At 67.0% G+C, this 23,385-nt stretch carries 27 protein-coding genes and 3 tRNA genes; 7 read left to right on the top strand and 23 right to left on the bottom strand.

Translation table 11 applies throughout. The features are described from left to right. The first annotated feature begins 430 nt into the window (after positions 1–430). On the top strand, positions 431–1,255 hold the full coding sequence (locus ACK4FB_RS12865) for a flagellin (RefSeq protein WP_409752927.1): 825 nt from the start codon (positions 431–433) through the stop codon (positions 1,253–1,255). A gap of 195 nt (positions 1,256–1,450) precedes the next feature. On the opposite strand, the gene ACK4FB_RS12860 is transcribed toward ACK4FB_RS12865, so the two are convergent. After that, positions 1,451–1,924 carry a hypothetical protein gene (locus tag ACK4FB_RS12860; protein ID WP_409752924.1) on the bottom strand — a complete coding sequence of 158 codons (474 nt, stop codon included), beginning with the start codon at positions 1,922–1,924 and terminating at the stop codon, positions 1,451–1,453. A gap of 173 nt (positions 1,925–2,097) precedes the next feature. On the opposite strand from ACK4FB_RS12860, the gene ACK4FB_RS12855 reads away from it, so the two are divergent. Continuing rightward, positions 2,098–3,582 (top strand): inorganic phosphate transporter, encoded by a 1,485-nt coding sequence (locus ACK4FB_RS12855; RefSeq protein WP_409752921.1) that lies wholly within the window; start codon positions 2,098–2,100, stop codon positions 3,580–3,582. Here the strand turns inward: ACK4FB_RS12855 and ACK4FB_RS12850 are convergent. After that, positions 3,552–4,097 carry an NUDIX hydrolase gene (locus ACK4FB_RS12850; protein ID WP_409752918.1) on the bottom strand — a complete coding sequence of 182 codons (546 nt, stop codon included), beginning with the start codon at positions 4,095–4,097 and terminating at the stop codon, positions 3,552–3,554. The two genes, ACK4FB_RS12855 and ACK4FB_RS12850, sit on opposite strands and share 31 nt — an antisense overlap. 229 nt (positions 4,098–4,326) lie before the next feature. Next, positions 4,327–4,686, bottom strand: a complete 360-nt coding sequence (locus ACK4FB_RS12845) for a response regulator (protein ID WP_409752915.1) — start codon at positions 4,684–4,686, stop codon at positions 4,327–4,329. Between the two features lie 141 nt (positions 4,687–4,827). Here ACK4FB_RS12845 and ACK4FB_RS12840 point away from each other — a divergent pair, with 141 nt between their 5' ends. The 3 genes from ACK4FB_RS12840 to ACK4FB_RS12830 are packed head-to-tail and all read left to right on the top strand — an operon-like array spanning position 4,828 to position 7,870. Further along, positions 4,828–7,209: a response regulator gene (locus ACK4FB_RS12840; RefSeq protein ID WP_409752913.1), complete on the top strand. Its 2,382-nt coding sequence runs from the start codon at positions 4,828–4,830 to the stop codon at positions 7,207–7,209. Beyond that, complete coding sequence (locus ACK4FB_RS12835; RefSeq protein ID WP_409752910.1) at positions 7,206–7,589, top strand: response regulator; 384 nt, start codon at positions 7,206–7,208, stop codon at positions 7,587–7,589. Before ACK4FB_RS12840 ends, ACK4FB_RS12835 begins: the two co-directional genes overlap by 4 nt. Continuing rightward, a complete protein-coding gene (locus ACK4FB_RS12830) occupies positions 7,586–7,870 on the top strand; it encodes an Hpt domain-containing protein (protein ID WP_409752907.1) in 285 nt (94 codons plus the stop codon). The genes ACK4FB_RS12835 and ACK4FB_RS12830 overlap by 4 nt, the downstream gene beginning before the upstream one ends. Here the strand turns inward: ACK4FB_RS12830 and ACK4FB_RS12825 are convergent. The 18 genes from ACK4FB_RS12825 to ACK4FB_RS12740 all read right to left on the bottom strand — a co-directional run bounded on the left by ACK4FB_RS12825 (position 7,854) and on the right by ACK4FB_RS12740 (position 21,081). Continuing rightward, on the bottom strand, positions 7,854–9,278 hold the full coding sequence (locus ACK4FB_RS12825) for a glycosyltransferase (RefSeq protein ID WP_409752902.1): 1,425 nt from the start codon (positions 9,276–9,278) through the stop codon (positions 7,854–7,856). The genes ACK4FB_RS12830 and ACK4FB_RS12825 overlap by 17 nt on opposite strands. Continuing rightward, entirely contained in the window at positions 9,275–10,336 is a 1,062-nt protein-coding gene (locus ACK4FB_RS12820) for a HEAT repeat domain-containing protein (RefSeq protein WP_409752899.1), read from the bottom strand. Before ACK4FB_RS12820 ends, ACK4FB_RS12825 begins: the two co-directional genes overlap by 4 nt. After that, positions 10,333–11,394, bottom strand: a complete 1,062-nt coding sequence (locus ACK4FB_RS12815) for a YaiO family outer membrane beta-barrel protein (protein ID WP_409752896.1) — start codon at positions 11,392–11,394, stop codon at positions 10,333–10,335. Before ACK4FB_RS12815 ends, ACK4FB_RS12820 begins: the two co-directional genes overlap by 4 nt. Continuing rightward, on the bottom strand, positions 11,369–11,776 hold the full coding sequence (locus ACK4FB_RS12810; RefSeq protein WP_409752893.1) for a response regulator transcription factor: 408 nt from the start codon (positions 11,774–11,776) through the stop codon (positions 11,369–11,371). The genes ACK4FB_RS12815 and ACK4FB_RS12810 overlap by 26 nt, the downstream gene beginning before the upstream one ends. A gap of 345 nt (positions 11,777–12,121) precedes the next feature. Further along, positions 12,122–12,198, bottom strand: a tRNA-His gene (locus ACK4FB_RS12805). Positions 12,199–12,255: 57 nt separating this feature from the next. After that, entirely contained in the window at positions 12,256–13,008 is a 753-nt protein-coding gene (locus tag ACK4FB_RS12800; protein ID WP_409752890.1) for a M48 family metallopeptidase, read from the bottom strand. 129 nt (positions 13,009–13,137) lie between these two features. After that, entirely contained in the window at positions 13,138–13,857 is a 720-nt protein-coding gene (locus tag ACK4FB_RS12795; protein WP_409752887.1) for an energy transducer TonB, read from the bottom strand. Between the two features lie 17 nt (positions 13,858–13,874). Further along, positions 13,875–14,306 carry a biopolymer transporter ExbD gene (locus tag ACK4FB_RS12790; protein ID WP_409752884.1) on the bottom strand — a complete coding sequence of 144 codons (432 nt, stop codon included), beginning with the start codon at positions 14,304–14,306 and terminating at the stop codon, positions 13,875–13,877. Between the two features lie 5 nt (positions 14,307–14,311). Further along, entirely contained in the window at positions 14,312–15,202 is an 891-nt protein-coding gene (locus ACK4FB_RS12785; protein WP_409752881.1) for a MotA/TolQ/ExbB proton channel family protein, read from the bottom strand. A 624-nt stretch (positions 15,203–15,826) separates the two neighbouring features. Continuing rightward, a tRNA-Phe gene (locus ACK4FB_RS12780) sits at positions 15,827–15,902 on the bottom strand. A gap of 69 nt (positions 15,903–15,971) precedes the next feature. Then, positions 15,972–16,148, bottom strand: a complete 177-nt coding sequence (locus ACK4FB_RS12775; RefSeq protein ID WP_409752878.1) for a DNA gyrase inhibitor YacG — start codon at positions 16,146–16,148, stop codon at positions 15,972–15,974. Then, on the bottom strand, positions 16,145–17,152 hold the full coding sequence (locus tag ACK4FB_RS12770) for an RNA-binding protein (protein WP_409752875.1): 1,008 nt from the start codon (positions 17,150–17,152) through the stop codon (positions 16,145–16,147). Before ACK4FB_RS12770 ends, ACK4FB_RS12775 begins: the two co-directional genes overlap by 4 nt. Next, entirely contained in the window at positions 17,149–17,736 is a 588-nt protein-coding gene (locus ACK4FB_RS12765; RefSeq protein WP_409752871.1) for a Maf family protein, read from the bottom strand. The genes ACK4FB_RS12770 and ACK4FB_RS12765 overlap by 4 nt, the downstream gene beginning before the upstream one ends. A gap of 13 nt (positions 17,737–17,749) precedes the next feature. Further along, on the bottom strand, positions 17,750–17,968 hold the full coding sequence (gene infA / locus ACK4FB_RS12760; protein WP_021698539.1) for a translation initiation factor IF-1: 219 nt from the start codon (positions 17,966–17,968) through the stop codon (positions 17,750–17,752). Between the two features lie 126 nt (positions 17,969–18,094). Then, the gene (locus ACK4FB_RS12755) at positions 18,095–18,562 is read right to left on the bottom strand and encodes a UPF0262 family protein (RefSeq protein WP_409752868.1); all 468 of its coding nucleotides are present in this window, start codon (positions 18,560–18,562) and stop codon (positions 18,095–18,097) included. After that, positions 18,559–19,050 (bottom strand): DUF2948 family protein, encoded by a 492-nt coding sequence (locus ACK4FB_RS12750; RefSeq protein WP_409752865.1) that lies wholly within the window; start codon positions 19,048–19,050, stop codon positions 18,559–18,561. The genes ACK4FB_RS12755 and ACK4FB_RS12750 overlap by 4 nt, the downstream gene beginning before the upstream one ends. Then, positions 19,040–20,326: a UDP-N-acetylglucosamine 1-carboxyvinyltransferase gene (murA, locus tag ACK4FB_RS12745; RefSeq protein ID WP_409752862.1), complete on the bottom strand. Its 1,287-nt coding sequence runs from the start codon at positions 20,324–20,326 to the stop codon at positions 19,040–19,042. Before murA ends, ACK4FB_RS12750 begins: the two co-directional genes overlap by 11 nt. A gap of 167 nt (positions 20,327–20,493) precedes the next feature. Continuing rightward, positions 20,494–21,081, bottom strand: a complete 588-nt coding sequence (locus tag ACK4FB_RS12740) for a hypothetical protein (protein ID WP_409752860.1) — start codon at positions 21,079–21,081, stop codon at positions 20,494–20,496. A gap of 357 nt (positions 21,082–21,438) precedes the next feature. Here ACK4FB_RS12740 and ACK4FB_RS12735 point away from each other — a divergent pair. Both ACK4FB_RS12735 and ACK4FB_RS12730 read left to right on the top strand, forming a co-directional pair. After that, positions 21,439–21,513: transfer RNA gene (locus tag ACK4FB_RS12735), tRNA-Thr, on the top strand. A gap of 291 nt (positions 21,514–21,804) precedes the next feature. Beyond that, positions 21,805–22,197 carry a hypothetical protein gene (locus tag ACK4FB_RS12730; RefSeq protein WP_409752857.1) on the top strand — a complete coding sequence of 131 codons (393 nt, stop codon included), beginning with the start codon at positions 21,805–21,807 and terminating at the stop codon, positions 22,195–22,197. A 6-nt stretch (positions 22,198–22,203) separates the two neighbouring features. Here ACK4FB_RS12730 and ACK4FB_RS12725 read toward each other — a convergent pair whose 3' ends face one another. Next, positions 22,204–22,776, bottom strand: coding sequence for a hypothetical protein (locus ACK4FB_RS12725; protein ID WP_409752854.1), 573 nt, complete (start codon positions 22,774–22,776; stop codon positions 22,204–22,206). Between the two features lie 51 nt (positions 22,777–22,827). After that, positions 22,828–23,313, bottom strand: a complete 486-nt coding sequence (gene msrB, locus ACK4FB_RS12720) for a peptide-methionine (R)-S-oxide reductase MsrB (RefSeq protein WP_409752851.1) — start codon at positions 23,311–23,313, stop codon at positions 22,828–22,830. Between the last annotated feature and the right edge of the window lie 72 nt (positions 23,314–23,385).

Genomic DNA, 23,385 nt, shown 5'->3' with positions numbered 1-23,385 from the left:
GATATAGCGGCGGGGCGGATTACTCGCCGGGTCCGGGACATGGAGCGCTGTCCATGCCCGCCCGTTCAGGGCCTAAACACCGGCTAGCGCCTAAAACGCGTGCCTACCGGGGGCTCTGGCAGAACGGTCACGCGGGGCGTCAGCCTTCGTCGAAACGGTATTTGTCTATCCTTACACCGGGCGATGGCCCGGCGCCCCGTTCCCTTCCCGCTAACCCGCACCGACGGGCGCTTCAGCCTGCCCGGCGATCGGCAAAACCTTCCCCATGGCCCGGCAGAAACGGCGTGTGCGCCTGCCTGCGCCCACCAATGCCTTGATAATCAACACCCTGACGTCGGCCCGATCCTTGCGGGGGCGTGCGCGAGCCAGAACCGGCTCAGCGGCCAGAAGGCCGTTTTCACTCCCCGACCAGAATGGAAGGACCGCCGACATGAACTCGGTGAACGTCAACGTGGGCGCGATGATCGCGCTCCAGAACCTGAACAAGACCAACCAGGACCTGGCCACAACCCAGAACCGCATCAACACCGGGATGAAAGTGGCGTCCGCCAAGGACAATGGCTCGATCTGGGCCATCGCCCAGGGCCAGCGCGCTGAACTCGGCGCCTTGAATGCGGTTTCGCAGTCGCTCGATCGTGGGCGTTCGGCGGTGGATGTGGCCATGGCCGCCGGCGAGTCGATTTCCGACCTGCTGGTCCAGATGAAGGAGAAGGCCCTCGCGGCGACCGACGAAACCCTGACCAGTTCCTCGCGAGAGGCGCTCAACGAGGACTTCGAAGCCCTGCGTGATCAGATCACCAGTGTGATCACCAACGCCGAGTTCAACGGGGTGAACCTTTTGAACACCGGCGCCACCGGTTTCGAGGCCCTTGCGGACGCCAGCGGTACGGCGCGCCTGACGGTTGCGGCGGAAGTGATGGCGCTGGGAGGCGGAATCGTATCGGTCGGCGTCAGCCAAGGCATCACCAGCATTTCCGACGCCTCGACGGCGTTGACCGCCGTGGATGATTCCATCGCCGCCGTCTCGGCCGCCCTCGCGCGGATGGGGACGAAATCCAAGGCGCTGGAAACCCATGTCATCTTCGTCGGCAAACTCCAGGACGCCCTGGAGGCAGGCGTGGGCAATCTGGTGGACGCGGACCTGGCGAAGGAAAGCGCAAGGCTCCAGTCGCTGCAGACCAAGCAGCAACTGGGCGTCCAGGCGCTGGGCATCGCCAACCAGGCGCCGCAGATGCTGCTGGGCCTGTTCCGCTAGAGCCTGACCGGTGGAGGCGGACCCTCTTCGCGGGTCCACCGGACGCGTCGATCGGGTTCTTGCAGGCTGGGGATCGCAACCCGGTCTGGTCGGGCGTCGTCCGACCGGACCGGTTCGATCAAGGTCGTGTTCGGGATCAGACGCCGGACGTGCGAGCCCCCCGGGCCCGCCGTCCGGCGTCCCCTTCGCCGGGGATCAGCGGATCGTGGCGGGGTCGCAGGCGGCGATTACCCCGCGCTGACAGGCTTCCACCCGCCGACGCCACTCCGCCAGAGCCGCCTCGTGTTGCTGTCTCTGACGCACCAGTTCGGCTTCATAGGCGTCCTGCTCGGCCTGGTGCTCTCGCGCCAGACGGGCCACCCATTCCGCGTGGTCCTGAAGACCCTGCTGATACTCGGACTGCGCCGCCATATTGGTCTGGCGCACAGACTGGTTGTAGGCGTCCACCGCCGCGTTCAGTCGCTGCGTCTCCTCGACCTCAGGGTCATACTCGGGTTTTTCGACCGCGGTGGTCGCCTGGACCGGCGCAGGCTCGGCTGGCACGGGTTGCTGCTGGGGCCGCTCCTGCGCCGGGCGGGGGTTGGCGAACAGATCATCCACTGCGTCCTGTGCGACAGCCGGGGCGGCGACCGCCAGCGTCAGGGCGGCCAGAAGGGGGATGCGAAGCATGATGTATCTTCCTTGACCTTGGCGCCGAAGCGATGCGGCTCGGAGCGATAACGAGCATGCCGGCCCAACCGTTGCAATATGACGCGTCACCGCCGCGCCAGTGGGTGGGGTGTGCAAGCCCGGTTCCCTCTGCTAGTTGCGCCGCCCACGGATAAAATTGACAGGCGGCGCCGGTGGCCAGGACCCTCGACAAGGATCTCAAGAAGCTCGGCCGCCTGGAAACTGCGACCGCCGATCTGGCCCGCTCCCTGGCCTTGCCGGGCGCTGCCCTGATCTTCCTGCTGGCTGTGGCCCTGTTCGCCCTGCGCATCGCCGGGGTGGGCGATCTGGCCATCTATGTGGTCTTCGGCACTGTGGTGGCCGGCTACATGGCCCTGAACATCGGCGCCAACGACGTGGCCAACAACATGGCCCCCGCCGTGGGCTCCAGGGCGTTGAGCCTGACCGCCGCCCTGATCATCGCCGCCGTCTGCGAGACCGCAGGCGCCTTGCTGGCTGGCGGCGCCGTGGTCGACACCATATCGCGAGGGATCATCGAGCCTGTCCCGGATCTGGACGCCCAGAGCCTGATCCTGTTGATGACCTCTGCGCTTCTTGCCGGGGCCTTGTGGCTGAACCTCGCCACCCTCCTGGGCGCGCCGGTCTCGACCACCCATTCCATCGTGGGCGCTGTGCTCGGGGCGGGGATAGTCGCCTTCGGGGTCTCTGCGGTCTCCTGGACGGTCATGGGCGGGATCGCCGCCAGCTGGGTCATCTCTCCGATCATGGGCGGCGTGATCGCCGCCGCGCTTCTGGCCTTCATAAAGTGGCGCATCCTGTTCCGGGAGGATCGCGTCGCCGCCGCCCGCCGCTGGGTTCCCGCCCTGGTGGCCCTTATGGCGGGCGTGTTCACCCTCTACATGTTCTCCAAGGGCCTCAGCCGCATATGGTCCCCGTCGCTCCCGGTCGTACTGATCGGCGGCGTCGTCATGGCCACGCTTGGCTGGCTGATTGCCAGGCCGTGGGTCCTGCGAAAATCCCGGGACATGGAAAACGCCCGCAAGCAGGTGGCCACGTTGTTCGTGCCGCCCCTGATCATGGCGGCGGCGCTTCTGTCCTTCGCCCACGGGGCCAACGACGTGGCCAATGCTGTGGGTCCCCTGGCGGCCATCGTGGCGGCGGCCCAGACCGGCTCAGCCCAGACCGGAGCTGTGATCCTTCCAATCTGGGTGCTGCTTGTGGGCGGGCTGGGCATCTCTCTCGGGCTGGCCCTGTTCGGGCCGCGTCTGATCCGCACCGTGGGCGAAAAGATCACCCGCATGGACCCCATGCGCGCCTTCTGCGTGGCCCTTGCGGCGGGCTGCACGGTTCTGGTGGCGTCTGTTCTGGGCCTGCCGGTGTCCTCCACCCATATCGCCATAGGCGGCGTGTTCGGCGTCGGCCTGCTGCGCGAGGTCATGACCAACCGGGGCATGCGCCGTCGTAGCGGAACGCCTGGGCCCGCCGTCCTCGCCGCCACGCCGGAAGAGGCGGTCAAGGCCGACAGCAAGCGCCAGAGGCGCATGCTTGTGCGTCGCCAGCATGTCTGGGGCATCGCCGCGGCCTGGGTCGTGACCGTCCCGGCCGTGGCGGCCCTGTCAGGGGTGATTTATCTGGTCCTGACCCGTTTTCTCGGCTGACGGCGCCGCTTGCCCGGTTTGCCTGTGTCTGCAGCCCCCTGGATCAGGTTTTCGTGCAACCGGTCCAGAACCGCCAGCAGTTCGGGGTTGTCGATCAGGCGGCGCGCCTGCCGGTGCGTGGCCCAGTGACGGCGACGACTGCGGCGTTCGGGCCAATCCCCCGCCTGGTCGTCAACCCTGAGCGGATAAAGGTCCACGGCGATCATCCGGGTGCTGTGCCGCTCGACTTTTTCGGTGCGATACGTTCCGACGGCGGTGTTGTCGATAAGGCCGCGCACACCCGCTTCCTCCCACGCCTCCTTCGCGGCCGAGGCGGAGGGGGTCATGTCCGGCTCCACGACGCCCTTGGGAAATATCCATCGGCCGGTGCGCCGGGAAGTGATCAGAAGATAGGTGGGTTCGTCGTCCGACCAGGCATAGGGAATGGCGCCGCTTTGCACAGTCGAGGGACGCCCCCCTTGGGGACCGGACTTTCTGCGACGAGCCCCGAGGGCCCGCACGATGCGGCGCAACATTCAAAGAGCCTAGCGGTCAACACTGAGTCGGGGGAGGGCGAATGCAGGGCGCCAACGGCCTCCGCCCTAAACGTCGCACGCAGGCGTCCGTTACAAGCCCGCGATGGTACCGCCCTTCCGGATCGAACGGGAGACTTCGAGCGCCACAATCTGGGAGGTCTGTCCGGGTTCAACGCGCCGGCTCTGAAGATCCGCATACCGGGTTTTGGCAAAGTGTGGCGTGAAGGTTCTACTCGGCCCCTGACAGGACCGCCTTCAACGCATCTTCGGTAATTGGTTTGGTCAGCGTGGCGTGAGCGCCGAGGCCTGTGGCCATTTCGAGAATTGGCCCGGGGCCGAGCCTGCCGCCGCCGGTTATGGCGATTACACGCATGGTCTCCCTGAGATCTCGGGTCTCCATGATGAAGTTCAGACCGTCGCGGTCCGGCATGAGGATGTCCACCAGGACGGTGTCGGGAGACCAGTCCCTGACGATTCGGAGACCGTCATCCACCGTTCCGGCGGTCATGACCTGGTAATCCATGCGCTTCAGCATGTCTTCCAGATGGCGCAGCATCAGGGGATCGTCCTCGATGACGCAGACCTTCATTTCGAACCTCCGGATGTATCGAGCATCAAGGTCTAGCTGATGACCCCCGAAGTCCGTCAACCCGCCCGACGACGTTTCCGACTTATCGTCGGGCTTGCGGCCGCGATTCTGGCGGTTCTCATATCTGTTGCCGGACTGGAGATGCGACGGGAGTTCGCCAACGCCAGTGGACTGCGTTCAGCGGTGCAGCGTTCCTACGACACCCGGTTGCAGATTCAGTCGGTGTTCTCCCTGCTGCAGGACGCAGAGACAGGACAGCGCGGCTACATCATCACCGGCGACGAGCGCTTTCTTCAACCCTATGACCGGGCGCTCACCCAGCTGGACGCCCAGATGGAAGCCCTGCGCATCCTGTTCGAAGACGACGGTGCTCAGGCCGCGGATCAGCGGCGTCTCGCCGAACTGGTGGCGCGCAAACGCCTGACCATGGATCACAGCGTCGATCTGCGCGAATCCGGACAGGCCGCGGCCGCCATGGCCGCGGTTTCCAGCGGCCAGGGCAGGGCGGCCATGGACGACATAAGACATGTCGTGGATCAGCTGACGCGCCGTGAGGCCGAGAATCTGTCCACTCTATCCGCAGGCGCCCAGATGCGGACGGAGCGGACCGAAATCATGGTGTCGCTGCTCTTTATCGCCCTCGTCGTCATCGCTGGCGTCACCGGCTTCCTCGTGTGGCGCTATCTCGCCACGCGGGGCGCCCTGCTGGAACGGCTGGAAGCGGCCGCGGCAAGGCATAGAGCGACCCTGGACAGCGCCTTCGACGCCATCGTCACCCTGAACCCCAGCGGCAGCATCGAAACCATGAATCCGGCGGCCGAACGGATGTTCGGCTGGCGGACGGAAGAGATCGGGCGCCGGGATGTGAGTCTGCTGATTGATCTGGCGCCGAATGGCGAAGGCTCTTTTCTGGAGCGGCTGGGCGCCAGTCAGGGGGCGCTGGACGCCGGCCTGCAGCGGGAACTGGCCGGCAGGCGCCGCGATGGCGAGACATTTCCGGCCGACGTGGCCCTGGGCGCCATGGATCTGCCCACGGGCCGTCATGTGGTGGCGGTGATCCGCGACATCACCGAACGCAGGCGTGTCGCCGAGATGAAGGACGCCTTCGTCTCCACGGTCAGCCACGAACTGCGCACGCCGCTGACCTCCATCGCGGGATCTCTCGGCCTGCTGGCTGGCGGGGCCGGCGGGGAACTTCCGGACAAGGCGGCGCGGCTGATCGGCATCGCCCATTCCAACAGCCAGCGGCTTGTGCGCCTGATCAACGATATTCTGGATGTTGAGAAGCTTGAGTCCGGAAAGCTGATCCTGGCCTTGTCGCCTCTGGACCTCCGGGACATCGCGGCCAGGTCAATCGACGGCGTACGCGGCTATGCCGAGCAGATGGGCGTGACCCTGAGCCTGAGCGACGGCGAGCGAGCTCCCGTGCGCGGCGACGCCGACCGTCTGATCCAGGTGGTGACCAACCTGCTGTCCAACGCGGCCAAATTCTCGCCCTCTGGCGGCGAGGTGACCGTGACCGTCAATCCAGAAGCGCGGATCGCCCGGCTGAGCGTCGCGGACTACGGGCCCGGCATATCGGAGGAGTTCCGCGCCCGCATTTTCGGCAAGTTCGCCCAGGCGGACTCCTCCGATACGCGGGCCAAGGGCGGCACAGGACTCGGCCTGGCCATTGCGAGGGAGATCGCCGAGCGCCACGGCGGCCGGCTGTGGTTTGAGTCCGCAGAGGGCGAGGGCGCGACCTTTCACCTCGACCTGCCCCTCGACCGGCCGGAAGAGGCGACTGGGAATGGAATGGGGCGGCTGCTCATCTGTGAGGACGATCCCGACGCCGCCCGGGTGCTGGCCGAGATGCTGTCCCACGAAGGCTATCAGGCCGATGCCGTCGGCACCGCGCGGGAAGCCCTGTCCAGGGCGAAGACTGGCTCCTACTCGGCGGCGCTGGTCGATCTCCAATTGCCCGACGCCGACGGCGTCAGCCTGATACGGGCGCTGAAGGCGAGTGATGAAACCCGAGCAATGCCGGTCATCGTCGTCTCAGGCGATGTGGCGCGCGGCCGGGTGCGCGGGCGTTCGCTGGAGGTGGCCGACTGGATGGAGAAACCGGTGGACCAGGCGCGCCTTCGTCTGGCCGTGCAGTCTCTGTTCAGCGGCAAGGAAAAGCCGCTGGTGCTACACGTGGACGACGATCGGGATATTCTGGAGGTGACGCGGCAAGCCCTTGGAGCGGTCGAGGTGGTCGGGGCCGAAAGTCTGGCTGAGGCCCGCGCGGCGCTGGCGGCCCGGCGTCCGGACCTGGTGATCCTGGACCTGGGCTTGCCGGACGGGAACGGGCTGGATCTGCTGCCGGAACTGACGGACGAGGATGGCGGCACCATTCCCGTCGTGATCTATTCCGCCCAGGACATGGACCGTGAAGCCGCGCCGGCCGTGCGGGCGGTGCTGACCAAGTCGCGCATGTCCCTGACCCAGCTGGCGCGCACGGTGCGCCGCCTGACACGCCGCACCAGAGGACCTTCATGAGCACATTGAGGATTCTGCACGTGGACGACGAGGACGACATCCGCGAGGTGGCGTCGTTTGCGCTGGAGCTCGACCCCGACATCACCCTGACCTCCGCCGCATCAGGGGACGCCGCTCTGGCGGCTCTTGATGGCGGACTATGTCCGGACGTCATCTTGCTGGACGTGATGATGCCGCATATGGACGGCCCGGGAACGCTCGCTCGGATCCGGGAACGGCCGGCGCACCACGCCACGCCGGTGATCTTCATGACCGCGCGGGCCCAATCGCGCGAAATGGACCACTATCGGGCGCTGGGCGCCCTGGACGTCATCACCAAGCCGTTCGATCCCATGACCCTGGCAGGCGACGTGCGGGCCATCCTGGCGGCCCGGCGATGAATGATGTGCTGGCCGGTCTGAGGGTGCGGTTTCTGGATCGCTGCGTCGGCGATCTTGAGCGGCTCGACGATCTGGCGGCGCGGGGCGACCTGGACGTTGACGAGATGCGGGACCTTGTCCACAGCCTCGCGGGCGCCGCGGGCACCTTCGGATTTCCCGAAATCAGCGCCGCGGCGGGGGAATGCGATGACGCCTTCGCCCAGGACGGAGCGCCCGATCTCGCGGGAGTCAAAAGGCTGGCTGCGGCGATCAGGACAGCTCTGGCTAAGCGGGCGGGCTGAAGCCCTTGCGGGTCATGGTCCCCCACGACTGGCTGCGCCGCAGATATTGCCACAGGCCGCGCAGACGCCACAGGTTGTTGAGCTGGCGATAGCCGAAATTCTCGAGCACCGCGACGGCAGTCAACAGCAGCAAATGACGGGCGCGGGGAAAGCGCCGCAACTCCGACTCCTCTAGCGCAAGCGCTCCGACAGAGATCACCACCCCAAAAGTGAAGGTGACCGCCAGGAACGCCAGCAGGTAGTTCAGTGACAGCACTCCCAGAGCCCAGAAGGCGGGGATGAGCAGATAGCCGAGCAACTCCACGATGGGCCCCAGCACGTCCACCAGAAAGATGTAGCCAAAGCCGATTGGGCCGAGCCGGCCGTAGCGAGGGCGGAACATCACGTCCCAGTGGCGCTCGAAGGTTTCCAGCGCGCCGCGATGCCAGCGCGACCTCTGGCGACCCAGAACACGCAGATCCTCCGGGGCTTCGGTCCAGCAGACCGGTTCAGGGACGAACCCGACGCGATAGGGGCGGCCCTGATCGCGCATCAGGCGGTGCAGCTTGACCACAAGCTCCATATCCTCCCCAACGGTGCCGCGCGTGTAGCCGCCGACCTCGATCACACGGGCCCGACGGAACAGGCCGAAGGCGCCGGAGATGATGGTCAGGGTGTTTATCCGGCTCCACGCGAGACGCGCCATCAGGAAGGCGCGCAGATATTCTACGGTCTGCAGCAGGGCCAGCAGATTGCGAGGCGGGCGGACCTCCAGAACCTGGCCGTCGCGAATGAGACAACCATTGGCGATGCGGACCGTGCCGCCGACCGCCACGGTGCGCTCCGGGTCCTCGACGAAGGGCCTCACCGCGCGCAGCAGAGCGTCCGGCTCCAGCAGGGAGTCCGCGTCCATGGAACAGAAGATCGGCGCCCGGGACACGTTGATCCCGGCGTTCAGGGCATCCGCCTTGCCGCCGTTTTCCTTGTCCACGACAATCAGGCGCGGCTGGTGGGCGGCGGCGTATACGCCGCGGATCACTTGGTGATCAAGGGCCTGATCATAGTGTCTCTGCACCGGCTTCAATTCGTAGGCGTCGATCAGCACCTGCAGCGTCGTGTCGTTCGAACCGTCGTTGATGACGATCACCTCGAAGCTGGGATAGCGCAGGGACAGCAGGGACCGGACGCTCTGAACGATGGTCAGCGCCTCATTGTAGGCGGGCGCCAGCAGGGCGATGGGCGGCGACGCCTCGGCATAGCGCCGCCACAGCACGCCGGGCTGCGGGATCGACGGACGCGAAGAAAGGGCGCCGGCCGCCAGAAGCAACTGGATCAGATAAATCAGGTTCTGCGCCAGACCCATGCCGATCACGAAGACGGCGATGGACTGGGCGAACCCCACCATGATGACGGCCATGTCCTGGGTCATGCCGCTGTCTCGGTCAGGCCGCGCTCGGCCAAAGCCAGCGACGCCGCGCGGCGCACTACATCCTGATCGATCGCCACCGCCATGCGCAGGCCGGCGATTCCCTTGTCTCCGAGCATGGCGAGCGCTTCACCAGCCCTAAACCTCACCCACCAGGCGGGGTCTCCCAGCGCCTGGACCAACATGGGAGCGGCCCGAACGAGCCCGATCCGCCCTGCGGACTCGCACGCGGCGGACCGTACCTCCCACGCCGCGTCTGAAAACGCAGTCATGACGGCCTCCTCGGCGGCGGGATGGCCAAGGATCCCCAGGGCGCGGACGGAAGCGATACGCAGTTCCAGCTCAGGCGCCGCGGCGGTTCTGCATAATGGCTCTACTGCACGATAGTCTCCGGACGCGCCCAAGGCGTCCGCCAGCACGGCCCGGGTGGCGGACGGCGCTTCGGACAGCAGGAAAACATCCAGGGCTTCCATCGGCGTGGCGGCTGCCGCCCGACGAATGACCGGCTCGTACAGTAGTGAATCGTGCAGGTCGCGGTTTGCCAGGTCGATGAGCATGTCTTGGAGCGGCGGCGCGGCCTCCATGTCCAGAAGAGCGGTAAGCACCGCCACACGGAAATCGCCGTCACACGATCGTCCCAGGGACGCACGCAGAGCGTCCACGGTGGCCACGTCGGGAAAGGCGGCCAGCGCTTCGGCTGCGGCGACCCGGCCAGCCTTGCCGCCGCGGTTGAGTCGAAGTCTCAGACGTTCGGCCACGCCCAGTCTAGCAAGACCATCGATCAGCCGTTCACGCTCGGCGCCCCGCACCAGGCCGATCACCTCCACCAGGGTCTCCGCCATCAATCGGGCGCGTTCGGCGTAGGGGCTCAGACGCTGCTCTGCGTCGGCCTCGCCGGCCATGATCTCCAGAAACAGCGAACGGACACGCGCCTCGTCTGCAGCCCGCTTCCGGTCAGTGCGCTCGCGCCAGAGGCGGGCTAGGATCAGGCCCGCCATCCACACCAGCGCCGCCGCCCCGAAGAGCAGAGAACTCCACCACAGCAGGGCTAGAAAGCTCACCAGAACCGCCAGCCGAGACCAAGCGTGATCGCTTCCCGGTCATAAGCTCCGCGATCCTCGTGCAGGGCGCCCAGCCGAAGGCTGACCTGGTCGGTGAGGTCAATTTCGGCGCCCACGCTGAGGGCGCGCACATCTACGGTCACGCCTTCGCTGGTTTCCGGCGCGTCGGCATGATCCAGACGCAGCCGCAGACGGTCCATGGCCGCCCATTGGGCGCTCAGGGCATAGCCGGTCCGGCGCTGACCGGTTTCGTCCCAGACATTGATCCAGCGCGCCGCCACGCGCACCCGACCTTGCGCCAGGTCGGCGGCCAGCCCCGGCTGCAGGCTGGTTACATCGCCGCTGGCGAAACGGGCGGCGGTGGCGTCCAGGGTTCCGCTGATGACGGACGTGATGCGGATATCGGTCCCGGCGCGAAGGGAAGTCTCCGGTCGATAGTCAGCCTCCATCGCCCCGCCCAGCGCAGCATAGGCCCCGCCCCAGGCGAAACGACGATCCACGCGCCCCTCGAGGAACAGATCCCCCTCGCCGAACCGCTCGGTCCATTCCCCTGACGCGCCAAGGGTCCAGCGCTCATCCAGCGTCCGGACGGCGCCCAAACGCGCCTCGGTCCAGTCGGGCAGGTTCATCCCGAGACGGCTGCGCGACACGTCCAGATCGACCCGCCAGGAGGGCGGCGGCCGCAAGGCGCGGCCGAGCGCCGCGACATCGGCGCGATCCGGCGCCGCCAGGGCGGCTCTTTCCGTTTCGATCCGCGCCCGGGCCAGGTTGCCCCGCCGTTGAGCGACGCGTGCGAGGCCCAGCCGGGCGTCCACATAATCCGGCGCGACCGCCAGCACCGCCTCGAAATCCGCTTCGGCCTCGTCCAGCCGATTGAGGGCCAGCAGGGAAAGGCCGCGATTCAGCCGCGCGTCCACGTCGTATGGCCGGGCCTCAAGAACGGTGTTCAGCTTTAGAAGCGCCGCGTCATGTCGCCCCGCGCGCCGGTCGGCCACCGCCGCCTCGTACAGGGCCCCAGGGTCTGTGCGGATTTCAGCCGGGACGTCTTGAACGATCATCACCGTGCTCCGTGCTCGAGGCGCTCAAAACCCGCCGGATCCGTTGCACCAGTTCGTCTGGAATGAAGGGTTTGGCCAGATAGTCCGCGGCGCCCAACTGAAGCCCGCTAACCACATCCTGCTCACGTTTCAGGGCGGTCAGCATGATTACGGGAATGTTGCGCGTGTCCCTGTCAGCCTTGAGCCTGCGCAGTACTTCGAACCCGTCCATGACCGGCATCATGGCGTCCAGCACGAGCAGGTCCGGCGCCAGATCGCCAACCAGCGCCGCAACCTCGCCGCCATGCTCGGCCACAAGGACCTGATGATCCTCCGCCGCCAGCTTGTGCTGCAGCAGCGCCCGCAGCAGCGGGTCATCATCAGCAATCAGGATGCGCGCCATCCTCACACTCCACCATCGGCCCGCCCGTCGAGTGGCATGATGCAGGCAAGAGTGTGAATCAAGGCCTATGGCCTGGGACCTTTTCCGCCTGAAGGGCACAGCCGAGGGCGCTGCCCGGACGGACCCGCCAGCCCCGCCAGCTTCGCCCAGTACCGGCGCCAGGCCGACCGCATCAGGATGGCCGACAATGCCACCGACAAGGTCACCCAGCTGCGCGCCCGCGACGCGGCCGCGAACGCCTCGGGAACAGGTGGTGTAACAGCAGGTGGAACAGGGGTGTAACAGCCCACGCCCCTACCGGGCGCAGCCCAAGGCTCAAACCCTTGCGGCATAAGACTTAAGCGATGGTACCGCCCTCCCGGATCGAACGGGAGACCTCCAGAGCCACAATCTGGCGCTCTAACCAACTGAGCTAGGGCGGCATCGCGAAGGCCCGGTGTCTAGCCGCACCGGGCCCGCTGATCAAGCGGAGAAGACGCCTACCACCCGCGGCTGGAAATATACTGTTCCAGTTGGGCGATGCGCGTCTGATCCGAAGGGTGGGTGGAGGCGAACTCCGGGGTGGAGCCTTGGCGTTGCTGGGCCATCAGGGTCCACAGGGCGATCGCCTCGCGAGGCTGATAGCCGGCCGCAGCCATGTAATCGACACCCAGCCGGTCCGCCTCAAGCTCATGGGTCCGCGAAAACGGCAGCAACACGCCCAACTGGGCTCCGACCCCTCCAAGGGCGCCCACGGCCTGGCCGTAGTCGCCGGCGACGCCGCGAGCCACCTGCAGGCCGGTGGAGGTCAGGGCGGTTTGCGAGTACCGCTCGGCGGCGTGGCGGGCGACAACATGGCCGACCTCGTGGCCGATGACAGCGGCCAGTTGATCGTCATTGCGCACCAGGGACAGCAGGCCGGTGGTGACGCCGATCTTGCCGTTCGGCAGGACGAAGGCGTTGGGAGTCTCGCTCTGGAAGACGGCGTAGTCCCAGGACAGGCGATTGGAGAGGTTGGCAGCGTTCACGATGCGCCCGCCGACAGTACGCACACGCTGGTTCTGCGCGGCGTTGTTGGTGGGGTTCATCTCTCGCATGGCCTGGGTCCAGGCCTGATCCGCCGAAGACTGCAGGGCGCCGTCGTCCACAATCAGCAGCTGACTGCGGCCCAGGGTCTCATTGTAGGCGCAGGCGGCCAGGCCGCCGGTCAGGGCGGTGGCTGTCAGAAGTGCGGCGGCGGTCTTGCGGATCATGGTGTGCTCCCTCGGTGTGGCCACCGTAACGCCCAAGCTGGCCGATTGGCTCCCTTATCGTAAGCGGCAAAGAAAAACGCCCCGGAGTTTCCTCCGGGGCGCTGTTTCCTGGCTTCAGGCCTGACCGGGTCAGCCCAGACGCCAGCCGATCGGGATCCGGACCCGGGCCCCGCCGACGGGCGCGCCGTCGCGGGTCTGGGGACGCATCTGGAACCGGGGCGCCAGCTGCAGGCTGGCGCGGCCGAAGCCGGCTCCCGCAGGACTTTCGCTGACGACGCTGCAGTCCGAGAGACGACCATTGGCCTGGACGGTGCACTCGATGACAGCGTTGCCTTCGGTGCCGTCGGAAGCGGCGCGGGTCGGATAGAACCGGGCCAGGTCGGCGCCCGAGGGACGACGGGTCCAGTCCGGGTTGGTGATCACCGACGGCGCGGGAGGCGCCGGCGGAGCCGGAGGCGGCGGCGGGCCGGGGACGATCACGGGCGGACCCGTGTATTCGACCCGGTCTTCCTTCTTGGTCGCCTCGATGGGCAGCGTCACCGGAGGCGGCGGCGCGTTGGGGATCGATACCGGTTCGCGCACCTGCAGCTTGGGCGGGGGCGGCTGATCCGGCGGCGGCGGGGGAGGCGGCGGCGGGGGAGGCGGCGGAGCGACGGGGTCGATCAGCTCGACCTCGATCGACTGGTCCGAATAGGACACCTCTTTCAGAACGAACTTCTGATTGTAGATCCACCAGGCGCCTGCCACGTGGACGAAGACCGAGATCCCGATACCCACCATGACGCCGGTCGACATCTTCTTCCGGCGCGGCGGGTCCAGGAGCGGGTCGCGACGATGTTGTTCAGTCATGCTTTGCGACCAGGCCCTTATGCGTTGTCTTCGCCGACGAGCGCGACGCTGTAGAATCCGTTGTCCTGCAGCGCATTCATGACTTGCATGAAATCGCCGTAGCGGACTCCCCGGTCAGCGCGGATGAAGATCCGCTCATCCTCGGGATTGCGCTGCCCGATCAGACGACGAAGATCATCGCCCATCTGCTCGACGCTCGTACGACCGTCTCCGATGTACACGCTGCCGTTTTGCTGCAGCGATATGTACACCGGCGTCGGCGGGTTCTGCTGAGGCGGCGCCACGGCTGTCGGCAAGTTCACCTCAATCGACACGGTGGCTAGCGGTGCCGCCACCATGAAGATGATGAGCAGAACAAGCATGACGTCCACAAAGGGAGTGACGTTGATTTCGCTGTTCTGCTCGATCTGGTACTTGCCGCCGCCGCCGCCTCCGATTTTGGCGGCCATCTAGATTACGCTCCCTTGTCGAGTTGACGCGAGATCGTGTTCATCAGTTCGGCGTTAAAGCCGTCCGAGCGCACACCGTAGGACGAAATCCGGGTGTTGAAATAGTTGTAGAAGATAACCGCCGGAATGGCCGCGAACAGACCCAGACCGGTGGCCAGCAGCGCCTCGGCGATGCCGGGGGCCACAACCGCCAGGTTGGTGGTGTTGGTGTTCGCGATGCCGATGAACGAGTTCATGATGCCGTACACGGTGCCGAACAGGCCGATGAAGGGCGAGTTCGAACCGGTGGAGGCGAGGAACTGCTGACCGCCCGACAGGCGCTTGGCCAGACCGGACTGCACGGCGGCCACGGCGGCCATGGAGCGACCCAGAGTGGTTTCGCGGTGGTCGCCGTTAACGGCCAGACCCGCAGCACGGGACGCTTCGACTTCCTCGGTGGCGGCCGCGGCCATGTCGGCGAGCGGGTTGCCCTCGAAGTCCTCGGAGGTCGATACGCGGCGGATGTCCGCAACGGTCCGGGCGCCGCGGAAGGCTTCCAGATAACGGTCAGTCTGACGGTTCAGGCTGCCGAACTCGATCATCTTGATGACGAACAGGGTCCACGAGAAGACCGAGGCCAGCACCAGACCGATCATCACCGCCTGAACGACGGGGTCGGAGTCGATGAACATGCGGGCGACGGTCAGTTCGCCGTGGCCGCCGACTTCAGTGGGAGCCGCTTCCGCCGCCGGAGCGGGAGTTTCTGCCGGGGTAGCGTCGGTGGTCGCCGGGGCCTCAACCGCGGTCGCTTCGGTGGGTGCCGGGGCCGCGTCTTGCGCGAGAGCCGGCGAGCTCGCCATGAGGACGGCGGCGCCGGCCAGAGCGAGAAGGAAGTTTGTCTTTTTGCTATCGAGCATAGTTCGCCAGTTCCTGCTTGGTCTGACTCGTTGGACCTAAGAAGCGGCACCGGGTGGCGTCGCCTCTCGTTGAAATTACACCGGTCGCCGTATCTATGATGCGGCAGCCGAAACGTTTCCTGTCGCAATCCGGTTGCCGTGAGGCTCCGAAAGCGGCCGCGATCAGCCTGGAGAGGAGGCCTTTCGCATATTGACGCTCTCCTTTTTCAAGAGTGCGGTCAGGTTCTCTTGGCGAACCGTCTGGGGGGCGTCAAGTCCGCGACCACGCTTTTCAACTGGGGCGAGAGCGCCCCAGGTCGCACTGCAAGGTCTTTTCGTTCATCTGTCATAAGAGCGTCATCCGTTTCAGCAGGCGACGTTACGTAGGTTAAAAATATTTTCAAAAGAGGGAAAAGAGCAATAATTCACCCTGTTACAGTTGGTAACCGAAATGGGCTTTCTCTATTGACGCTGTGCGCGAAATCTCCCGCCAGAGCGGTCCGGCATCCGCATCAGCTGCGGTTGCCGACATGGAGGGTCTAGACCGCCTTGGCGTCCTGATGGCGTCGGACAAAACATAACAGCGTCATGTTACGGAGGGCGGTAACCGGTGTCGCCCCTTGATTCGCAATGATTTGCAGAAAGTGGTGCCTGGGGGCGGATTCGAACCACCGACACGCGGATTTTCAATCCGCTGCTCTACCAACTGAGCTACCCAGGCCCGGGTCCAGCGACGGCTCAGGCCGTCGGGAGCGGGGTCTATAAGCGAGGCCGAACAGCCTGTCCAGCGTCAGGCCTGATCCTCGCTGTCGCTTTCGCCATTTTCATCTACGGGCGGACCGGGAACGGCGTACCGACCCGTGAACCAGCGGCCCAGGTCGATGTCCGCGCACCGCTTGGAGCAGAAGGGGCGGTACTTCGGATCGGCCTCGGCATGGCGGCAGATGGGGCAGGCGGCGCGGGTCATTCAATAATTACTCGGGTCATGGGCAGGCTGTCGTCAGGAATGACATGGGCGCGCGGGCCCAGACGCGCCACCAGGGGGGCGGCGGCTTTTGCAATCTCGCCATGGCAGCGGGCCGTGACGCGGGCGCGCCCGGTGTCCGCGAGCAGGGCGTGGTTGAGCTTGCGCGCCGCCTCGCAGGCGGCCGCCTCCACACCCGGCCGGGTCAGTTCTTCCAGAGGGGTCAGACGCCACGGCAAAACCAGCTGAAGCACGCCGAACCGGTTGACCGGGCCATAGGCGATGGCGGGGTCGGTTCCGAAGGCTGTCCGCGCCGCGGCGGTGATCTGCGCCCCGTCGTGACCGGCGCCCAGCAGATCAATGGCTGCCAGCCCGCCCCAGCGACGCAGGCGGATCAGACGGGCGGCGATATTCAGCCCTTCCTGATTGGCGCGCTGCCTGTCCCTGGCGCTCAACCCCTTGCCGGGCTGGGGCGGCTGGTCGATGTCGACGGTGATCATGGCGCGGGTGCGTTCAACCGCCACATCCGGGCCGGCCGCAGGCATCGCCGGGGCCTGGGCGTCCTCGATGGCCGCCCAGCCGGCCTCGATCGCCGCCTTTCCCGTTATCGGGCCGACGCCGGGAGCCAGTCGGGCCAGCCACTCGCCGATGTCGGGACCGGAGCGGATCAGGCGCGCCTCGCCCTCTGCGGGGCCGAGCAGGCGCAGGGTCGGCCCTTTCGTCTCGCGGGGTTCGGCGACGACCTCCACCTCGATCTTCTGGCCCACGTGGAGGGGGGCGTTTCGTTTCAGGGGGAGAAAGCCTTCCCCGCCGCCCAGATCAACAAAAGCCCCGTTCAGGCCCGGCTCCACGCGCGATACCCGGCCCACGGACACCGCGTCGAGGCGCCGGGCAAGATCGTCAACCTCACGCTGGATCAGAATGTGCTCGAAGCCCCGCTCGCCCTCGATGATCCCGCGCGTCTCGCCGGGGCTGTCGTCTATATAGACCTGGAGGTCGCGGCTCACGGCCGGGCCGGACGCCAGCCGGCGCCGCGCAGGAGTTGGACCGTTTCGTACAGGGGCAGACCCATCACGGCAGGATGGCTGCCGACGATGCGGCGCACGAAGGCGCCCGCAGGGCCCTGGATGGCGTAGCCGCCGGCCTTGCCGCGCCAGTCGCCGGTGGCGATGTAGCCGGCGATTTCGTCATCGGACAGGGGCTTGAAGGACACGCGGGTCTCGACCACGCGCACGGCTGCGTCCCGCCCCGGCGCCTTGAGGGCCACGCCGGTGAAGACCCGGTGGTTGCGGCCGGACAGGAGAGCGAGGAACCGGCGGGCCTCGGCTTCGTCGGCGGGCTTTTCCAGAAGGCGACGGCCCACGGCGACGACGGTGTCGGCGGCGAGGACCAGGGCGTCGGGCTCGCGCCCGGCGACGGCTTCCGCCTTGGTCAGCGCGAGACGCTCGGCCAGGCGCGGGGGCGTCTCGCCCTTCAGGGGCGTTTCGTCGATGTCGGCGGGGGCGATCCGGTCGGGCGCAATCCCGACCTGCGCCAGCAGCTCGATGCGGCGCGGGCTGGCCGAGGCCAGCACGAGAGGCGGCGAGGCCACGCGGCCGCCCGCCTTACTTGAAGCGATAGGTGATGCGACCCTTGGTCAGGTCGTAGGGGGTCATCTCAACCAGCACCTTGTCGCCGGCCAGCACGCGGATGCGGTTCTTGCGCATCTTGCCGGCGGTGTGGGCGATGATCTCGTGGTCGTTCTCCAGCTTCACGCGGAAGGTCGCGTTGGGCAGCAGTTCACTGACGACGCCCGGAAACTCGAGCAGTTCTTCCTTCGACATGCAGTCTCTCTCGCCCTCGGGAAACGGGTAACGGCCGCGCCGGGCGTGGGCGCGGCTCGGAAATGGACGCGGCCTAATGCACCAAAACGGGGCGGGCGTCGAGTTCTGCCCGCAAATAGGATCGGATCAGCCCCGACGCCACAGGGCGCAGATGAGGGTGAACAGGCGGCGGGCGGTTTCGTGGTCCAGCTCCACCTTGCCGTCCAGGCGCGCCTTGATGGCCTCGGCGCCTTCGTTGTGCAGGCCGCGCCGGCCCATGTCGACGGACTCGATCTGGCTGGCCGACGAGCCGCGCAGGGCTTCGTAATAGCTGTCGCAGATCATCAGATAGTCGCGGATCACGGTCTTGAGCGGCGTCAGGGACAGCAGATGGCCCTTGTGATAGCCGGGGCCGGTGATCTCCATGGCCAGGCGGCTGTCCTGCAGGGACAGCTTCAGCTGGTACGGCCCGCCGTCGGCGCCGACGGGGATGAAGCTGTTCTGCTCGACCAGATCGAAGATGGCCACGCGGCGGGCGTGCTCGATCTCGGCGGTGGCCGAGGGCAGGGAGGTTTCGTCCAGATCGACGGCGGACAGGCGATGGGGACCGCTCATGCGGGCTCCTCGTCATGCCGGGGCGCCCGCCTGGCGCGCCAGCGTTCGGAGATGTCGGCCAGGACCGCGTTCATGCACTCCACGTCCACGCGCAGGTCGCCGCCGCCGGCGAACATCATGATGATCCGCCCGCCCGGCGCCTCGCCCGGCATGAAGTCCATGGCCAGCAACTCCAGCGGGATCTCGGGGGCGCGGGGCATGTCGCGGCTCTTCACCGCCATGACGTCGCCGAACTGCAGCGCCGCCTGGACCCGCGTGCCGCCGCATTCCCAGCAGAACCGGCGCAGGGTGATGGTCAGTCGCCGGGCCGCGCTTTCCCACAGGATGTCGCCCGGCGTCAGGATGGCGTCCTGCAGCGCCGCCGAGATGATCAGCAGATCCTCATGATCCTCGGCCAGCAGACGCAGGGGCGGCAGGGGCGGGCCCTTGTCCTCCGTGGTCTTGTCCTGGTTCAGGTCCGCATCGACGGCGGGGGTCTCAGTGTCCATCCTCATCGCCTTTCAGACGTCGCACCTCGGCGCCGCAGGCCCCCAGCTTTTCCTCAAGCCGTTCGAAGCCGCGATCCAGATGATAGACCCGGCCGATGGTGGTTTCACCCTCCGCGGCCAGACCCGCGATCACCAGGCTGACCGAAGCGCGCAGGTCGGTGGCCATGACCTCGGCGCCGTGCAGGGCCTGAACGCCCCGAACCCGGGCCTCGCCGCCGTGCACCGAGATGTCGGCGCCCAGGCGCATCAGCTCGGGCACATGCATGAAGCGGTTCTCGAAGATGGTCTCGGAGATGACGCTCTCGCCGTCGGCCAGGGTCATCAGGGCCATGAACTGGGCCTGCAGGTCGGTGGCGAAGCCGGGATAGACCTCGGTGGTCACATTGACCGGCTGGAGGCGTCCGCCATCGCGCCGGATGCGCAGGCCGTCCGGCGTCTCGTCCACCGTCACGCCGGCCAGGCGCAGTTTTTCGGTCAGGGCCGACAGCAGGGCGGGCCGAAGCTTCGTCAGGGTCACGTCGCCGCCGGTCATGGCGGCGGCGGTCGCATAGGTGCCCGCCTCGATGCGATCGGGAATGACGCTCCAGTCGGCGCCCGAAAGAGAGCCGACGCCGGTGATGGTGAGGGTGTGGGTGTCGATGCCCTCCACCTTCGCGCCCATGGCGTTGAGGCAGTGGGCCAGGTCGCCGATCTCCGGCTCGCGCGCCGCATTGTTCAGGACGGTCGTCCCCTGCGCCAGCACGGCGGCCAGCAAGGCGTGCTCGGTGGCGCCCACGGAGATGAAGGGGAAGGTGATCTCGGCGCCGCGCAGGCCGGTCGGCGCCTGGGCCGAGACATAGCCTTCCTCAAGCTCGATGACGGCGCCGAGCGCAGTCAGGGCCTGAAGGTGCAGGTCCACCGGCCGCGCGCCGATGGTGCAGCCGCCCGGCAGGCTGACCCGGGCATGGCCTGTGCGGGCCAGCAGCGGCCCCAGCACATTGAACGACGCCCGCATCTGGCGGACCAGTTCGTAGGGCGCGAAGGTCGAGGTGATCTCGGCGGCGTGCAGCACGGTTTCGCCGCCGTCGGGACCGTCCTGCTCGGTGACGCTGACGCCCAGCCCGCTCAGCAGTTCGCCCAGGAACCGGGTGTCGGCCAGGCGCGGCATGTTGGTCAGGCGCAGCGGCTGGTCGGTCAGCAGCGATGCGGCCATCAGCTTGATGGCGGAGTTCTTGGCGCCGCTGACCGGAATGGATCCGTTCAGCCGGGCGCCGCCGGTGATGGCGATGCGGTCCATGGGGTCTCTGTCGAGGCTGCGCCCGGCGCGGGCGAAGCGGGGGCGGTATCTAGCCTGTCTCGCGCGCCGGTTGAAAGGGGCGAGAACGGACTGTCACACACCTTGAACCGTCGGGCCGCCGGTTTTGACCCGGCGTATTCCCATGCATCGATCAGAGGTGACTCACTTCATCGCTTTCGCTTCATTTTCTCCAGGCGGCGGCGTTCAGCGCGGGTGAGTGGGCGGTCGGGGGGCTCGGTGGCCGGGACCTCGCCGGAATCACGGTGCAATTGGTGCAATTGGTGCAATTCCCGCTCTGCCTCGCGGGCCCGGTCCAAGGCAGCGTCCCGCACGTCGCGGGCGGCATGACCGATGGCGCGGATGCGCTGGACCGCGCCCCGGTGTTCGACGGTCTTCGCCTCGGCTTCGGCGTGCTGTTCCGCCCGCCGATCGGCGCGGGCCTGTTCGGCGAGGCGCGCGTGCGCGGCCAGGCAGCGGTGGGCCTCGGCGGTGCGGCCGCGCCGGAGGGCCCGCGCGGCGATGCGCCAGAGCGTGTCCATCATCTCTTCGCGCGAAGGCAGGGGCGCCGGGTCGTCGAAGAGGTCGTCGTCTGCGGCCGGATCGGGATCGGGCGCGTCGGCGCGGCGCCAGCCCTCTCGGCGCGCGCGATCGCGGAAGGCGGACAGGCCCAGGTCGAAACGTTCGCAGACCGACTGGGCGCTTTCGCCCGCCAGATAGGCGGCGCGGGCGGACTCCCAGGTCTCGGGCGAGCGCATGCGATGACCGGCGGGAACTGTGGCGGCTGGGGTATGAACATCCTGCATGACGCCAGCGTGGCGCCCGCCTGCGTCAATCCGGGACGCAGGCGCATCCCGCCGATGAGGAATCAGTCCGGGTCAGCGGGCGAAGGCGGCGGCGCCTTGCGACGGCGGAGATTCGTCCGCAGGGCGGCGGCCAGACGCGCGGCCCGCTCCGCCTTCGCTTTCTCGGCGGGCGTCGGGGGCTTTTGCAACGGCGTGTCGGGCGGGCTTTTCACCGGGCGATAAAGGCCGGATGCAGGAATGCGATCAAGAGGCGTTTTGGCCTTTGCATCGGGCGAACGTATTGGCTATACGGCCGCTTCCTCAGATTTCGCCGCCGTAGCTCAGTGGTAGAGCGCATCCTTGGTAAGGCTGAGGTCGTGGGTTCGATTCCCCCCGGCGGCACCATCTGAAGCAAGAGGCCCGGACTTTCGTCCGGGTCTTTTTGCATTACCGGTTTGGATCATTGTAGCTGAAGCTGGCGAAGCCGCTTTCGAAGCCCGGTAGCAGGGTGAGCCGATTGCGCGCCCGGCTCCGCGATGCGCCTTGATGCGGCGCCAACCTCCCGAATGTTCGTGGAATTTTGTTCACCCTGCCGGGTCAGCTCTAACCCAAATCAGGGTGAAGGTGGCTATGAACGTGATAAGTCCGCCGAGGTTTGGGATGTGAGCCACGATACCGTGGACGGGAGCGGCTGTGATGATATCTGATCTGCTTGTCAGTCTGCTGGCTTCCCTTGCAGGCCAGGAACCCGCAGCTCTGGAGCCGATAATCGCGACTGAGGTCTTCTACACCGCCCCTGGCTCTACCAGCGTCAATCTGGCATGGTCATGTAATGGGAACGCTGCAGTGGTTGTTGTGTCAGTTTCCTCAGCAACCAATGACTATGGGCGCGAATTCGCCGAGCCGACGGTTTTTGCAACGCTGAACGGCCACGCCCTCCGCGACCCGGAGATCGCAGCGCTTGAAGGGATGGTCCGTCAGGTCAGCCGGTTGCCACATATCGTCCCCTTCTGCCGGGGCGCCATGCCGGGCGTCACGATTCAGGAAGAGGGGCGTCTTGAGCGCTGGGCTTTCCCTTCACGCGATTAGAAGAAATCAACGGTCTCTTTGTGTTGACCAGCGCTGAGCGTCGGGGATGGCGGTAACGCCCCGCGTCCGCAGCGCCCGACTGGTCAGCTCGTCGTCGCCCCAGACGTTCCAGGGCTCGCCGGCGCCGAGCCGGGACCTGGAGTGGATGCCATAGCCGTCATAGCGGTGATCAGAATATGGCCCGTAGCCATATGGGCTGTAGCCGCCGAACCGGCCCTCGCTCTCGCTGTAGTGCAGGCTGATCAGGCCGCTTTCTCCGATGGGGATGGAGACGCCGACGCCGAAGGCCTGGTAGCCGTGGGAGCCGATGGCCGCGCTGACCTCGCCCCGGATGCGGCGCTCGGGTTCGAAGGGGGCGTCGTAGTCCAGCGGGCCCTCGCCCCGGTCCATTTGCACCCCGGGGGAGGCGCCGATCCAGGCGGCGATCTGCTCGTCGGTGCTCATGGCCCGGGCCCCGGTGATCGAGGGCGCGACGGGCTCCGCGGCCACGGAGGGGGCCTGCACATGACCCTGGGCGCGGCCGGCCGTGGCGATGGGCTGGTCGGACAGGACCAGAACGGCGAGGGCGGTCAGGATCATGGCTTTTACTCCAGTGCCGTCACGCTGACGGCTGAATGCGGCGGGGTCGTGTCACCCGGGCAGATGATCGCCGCGCCCCAGCGGATCGGGCAGGGGCTCGCCGTCCGGGGTGAAGCTGAGGGCCGCAGAATTGATGCAGTAGCGGTCGCCGGTGGGCGGCGGGCCGTCGGGGAACACGTGGCCCTGGTGGCTGTCGCAGCGGGCGCAGCGCGTCTCGACCCGCACCATGCCGAAGGACGTATCCGTGATCGCCGCCACGTGGTCGGGGTCATAAGGCGTGTTGAAGCTGGGCCAGCCGGTGCCGCTTTCGAATTTGGTCTTTGTCTGGAAAAGGGGCAGGCCGCACAGACGGCAGCAGAAGACGCCCGCGCGCTTTTCCGCCAGCAGGGTTCCGCAGAACGGCGCCTCGGTGCCGTGGTTCAGCAGCACGCGCCGCTCCTCGTCGTTCAGGTCGTGCTCGAGGATGGCCAGCTGTGTGGAGCTCGGCGGGGTCAGGTCGAAGCCGGAGGCGGAGCGGCGAGGGGTCTGATCGGTCATGGGACCAAAATGGGGGCGCCTGGGCCGGATTCCAACAGCTTCCGGCCATCATCCCTTGGATCGAAAGGTTTC

The sequence above is a fragment of the Brevundimonas sp. genome, from assembly GCF_046299535.1.
GTDB lineage: Bacteria > Pseudomonadota > Alphaproteobacteria > Caulobacterales > Caulobacteraceae > Brevundimonas.
The sequence above is the reverse complement of the archived record's forward strand: the minus strand, read 5'-3'. Positions and strand labels throughout refer to the sequence as shown.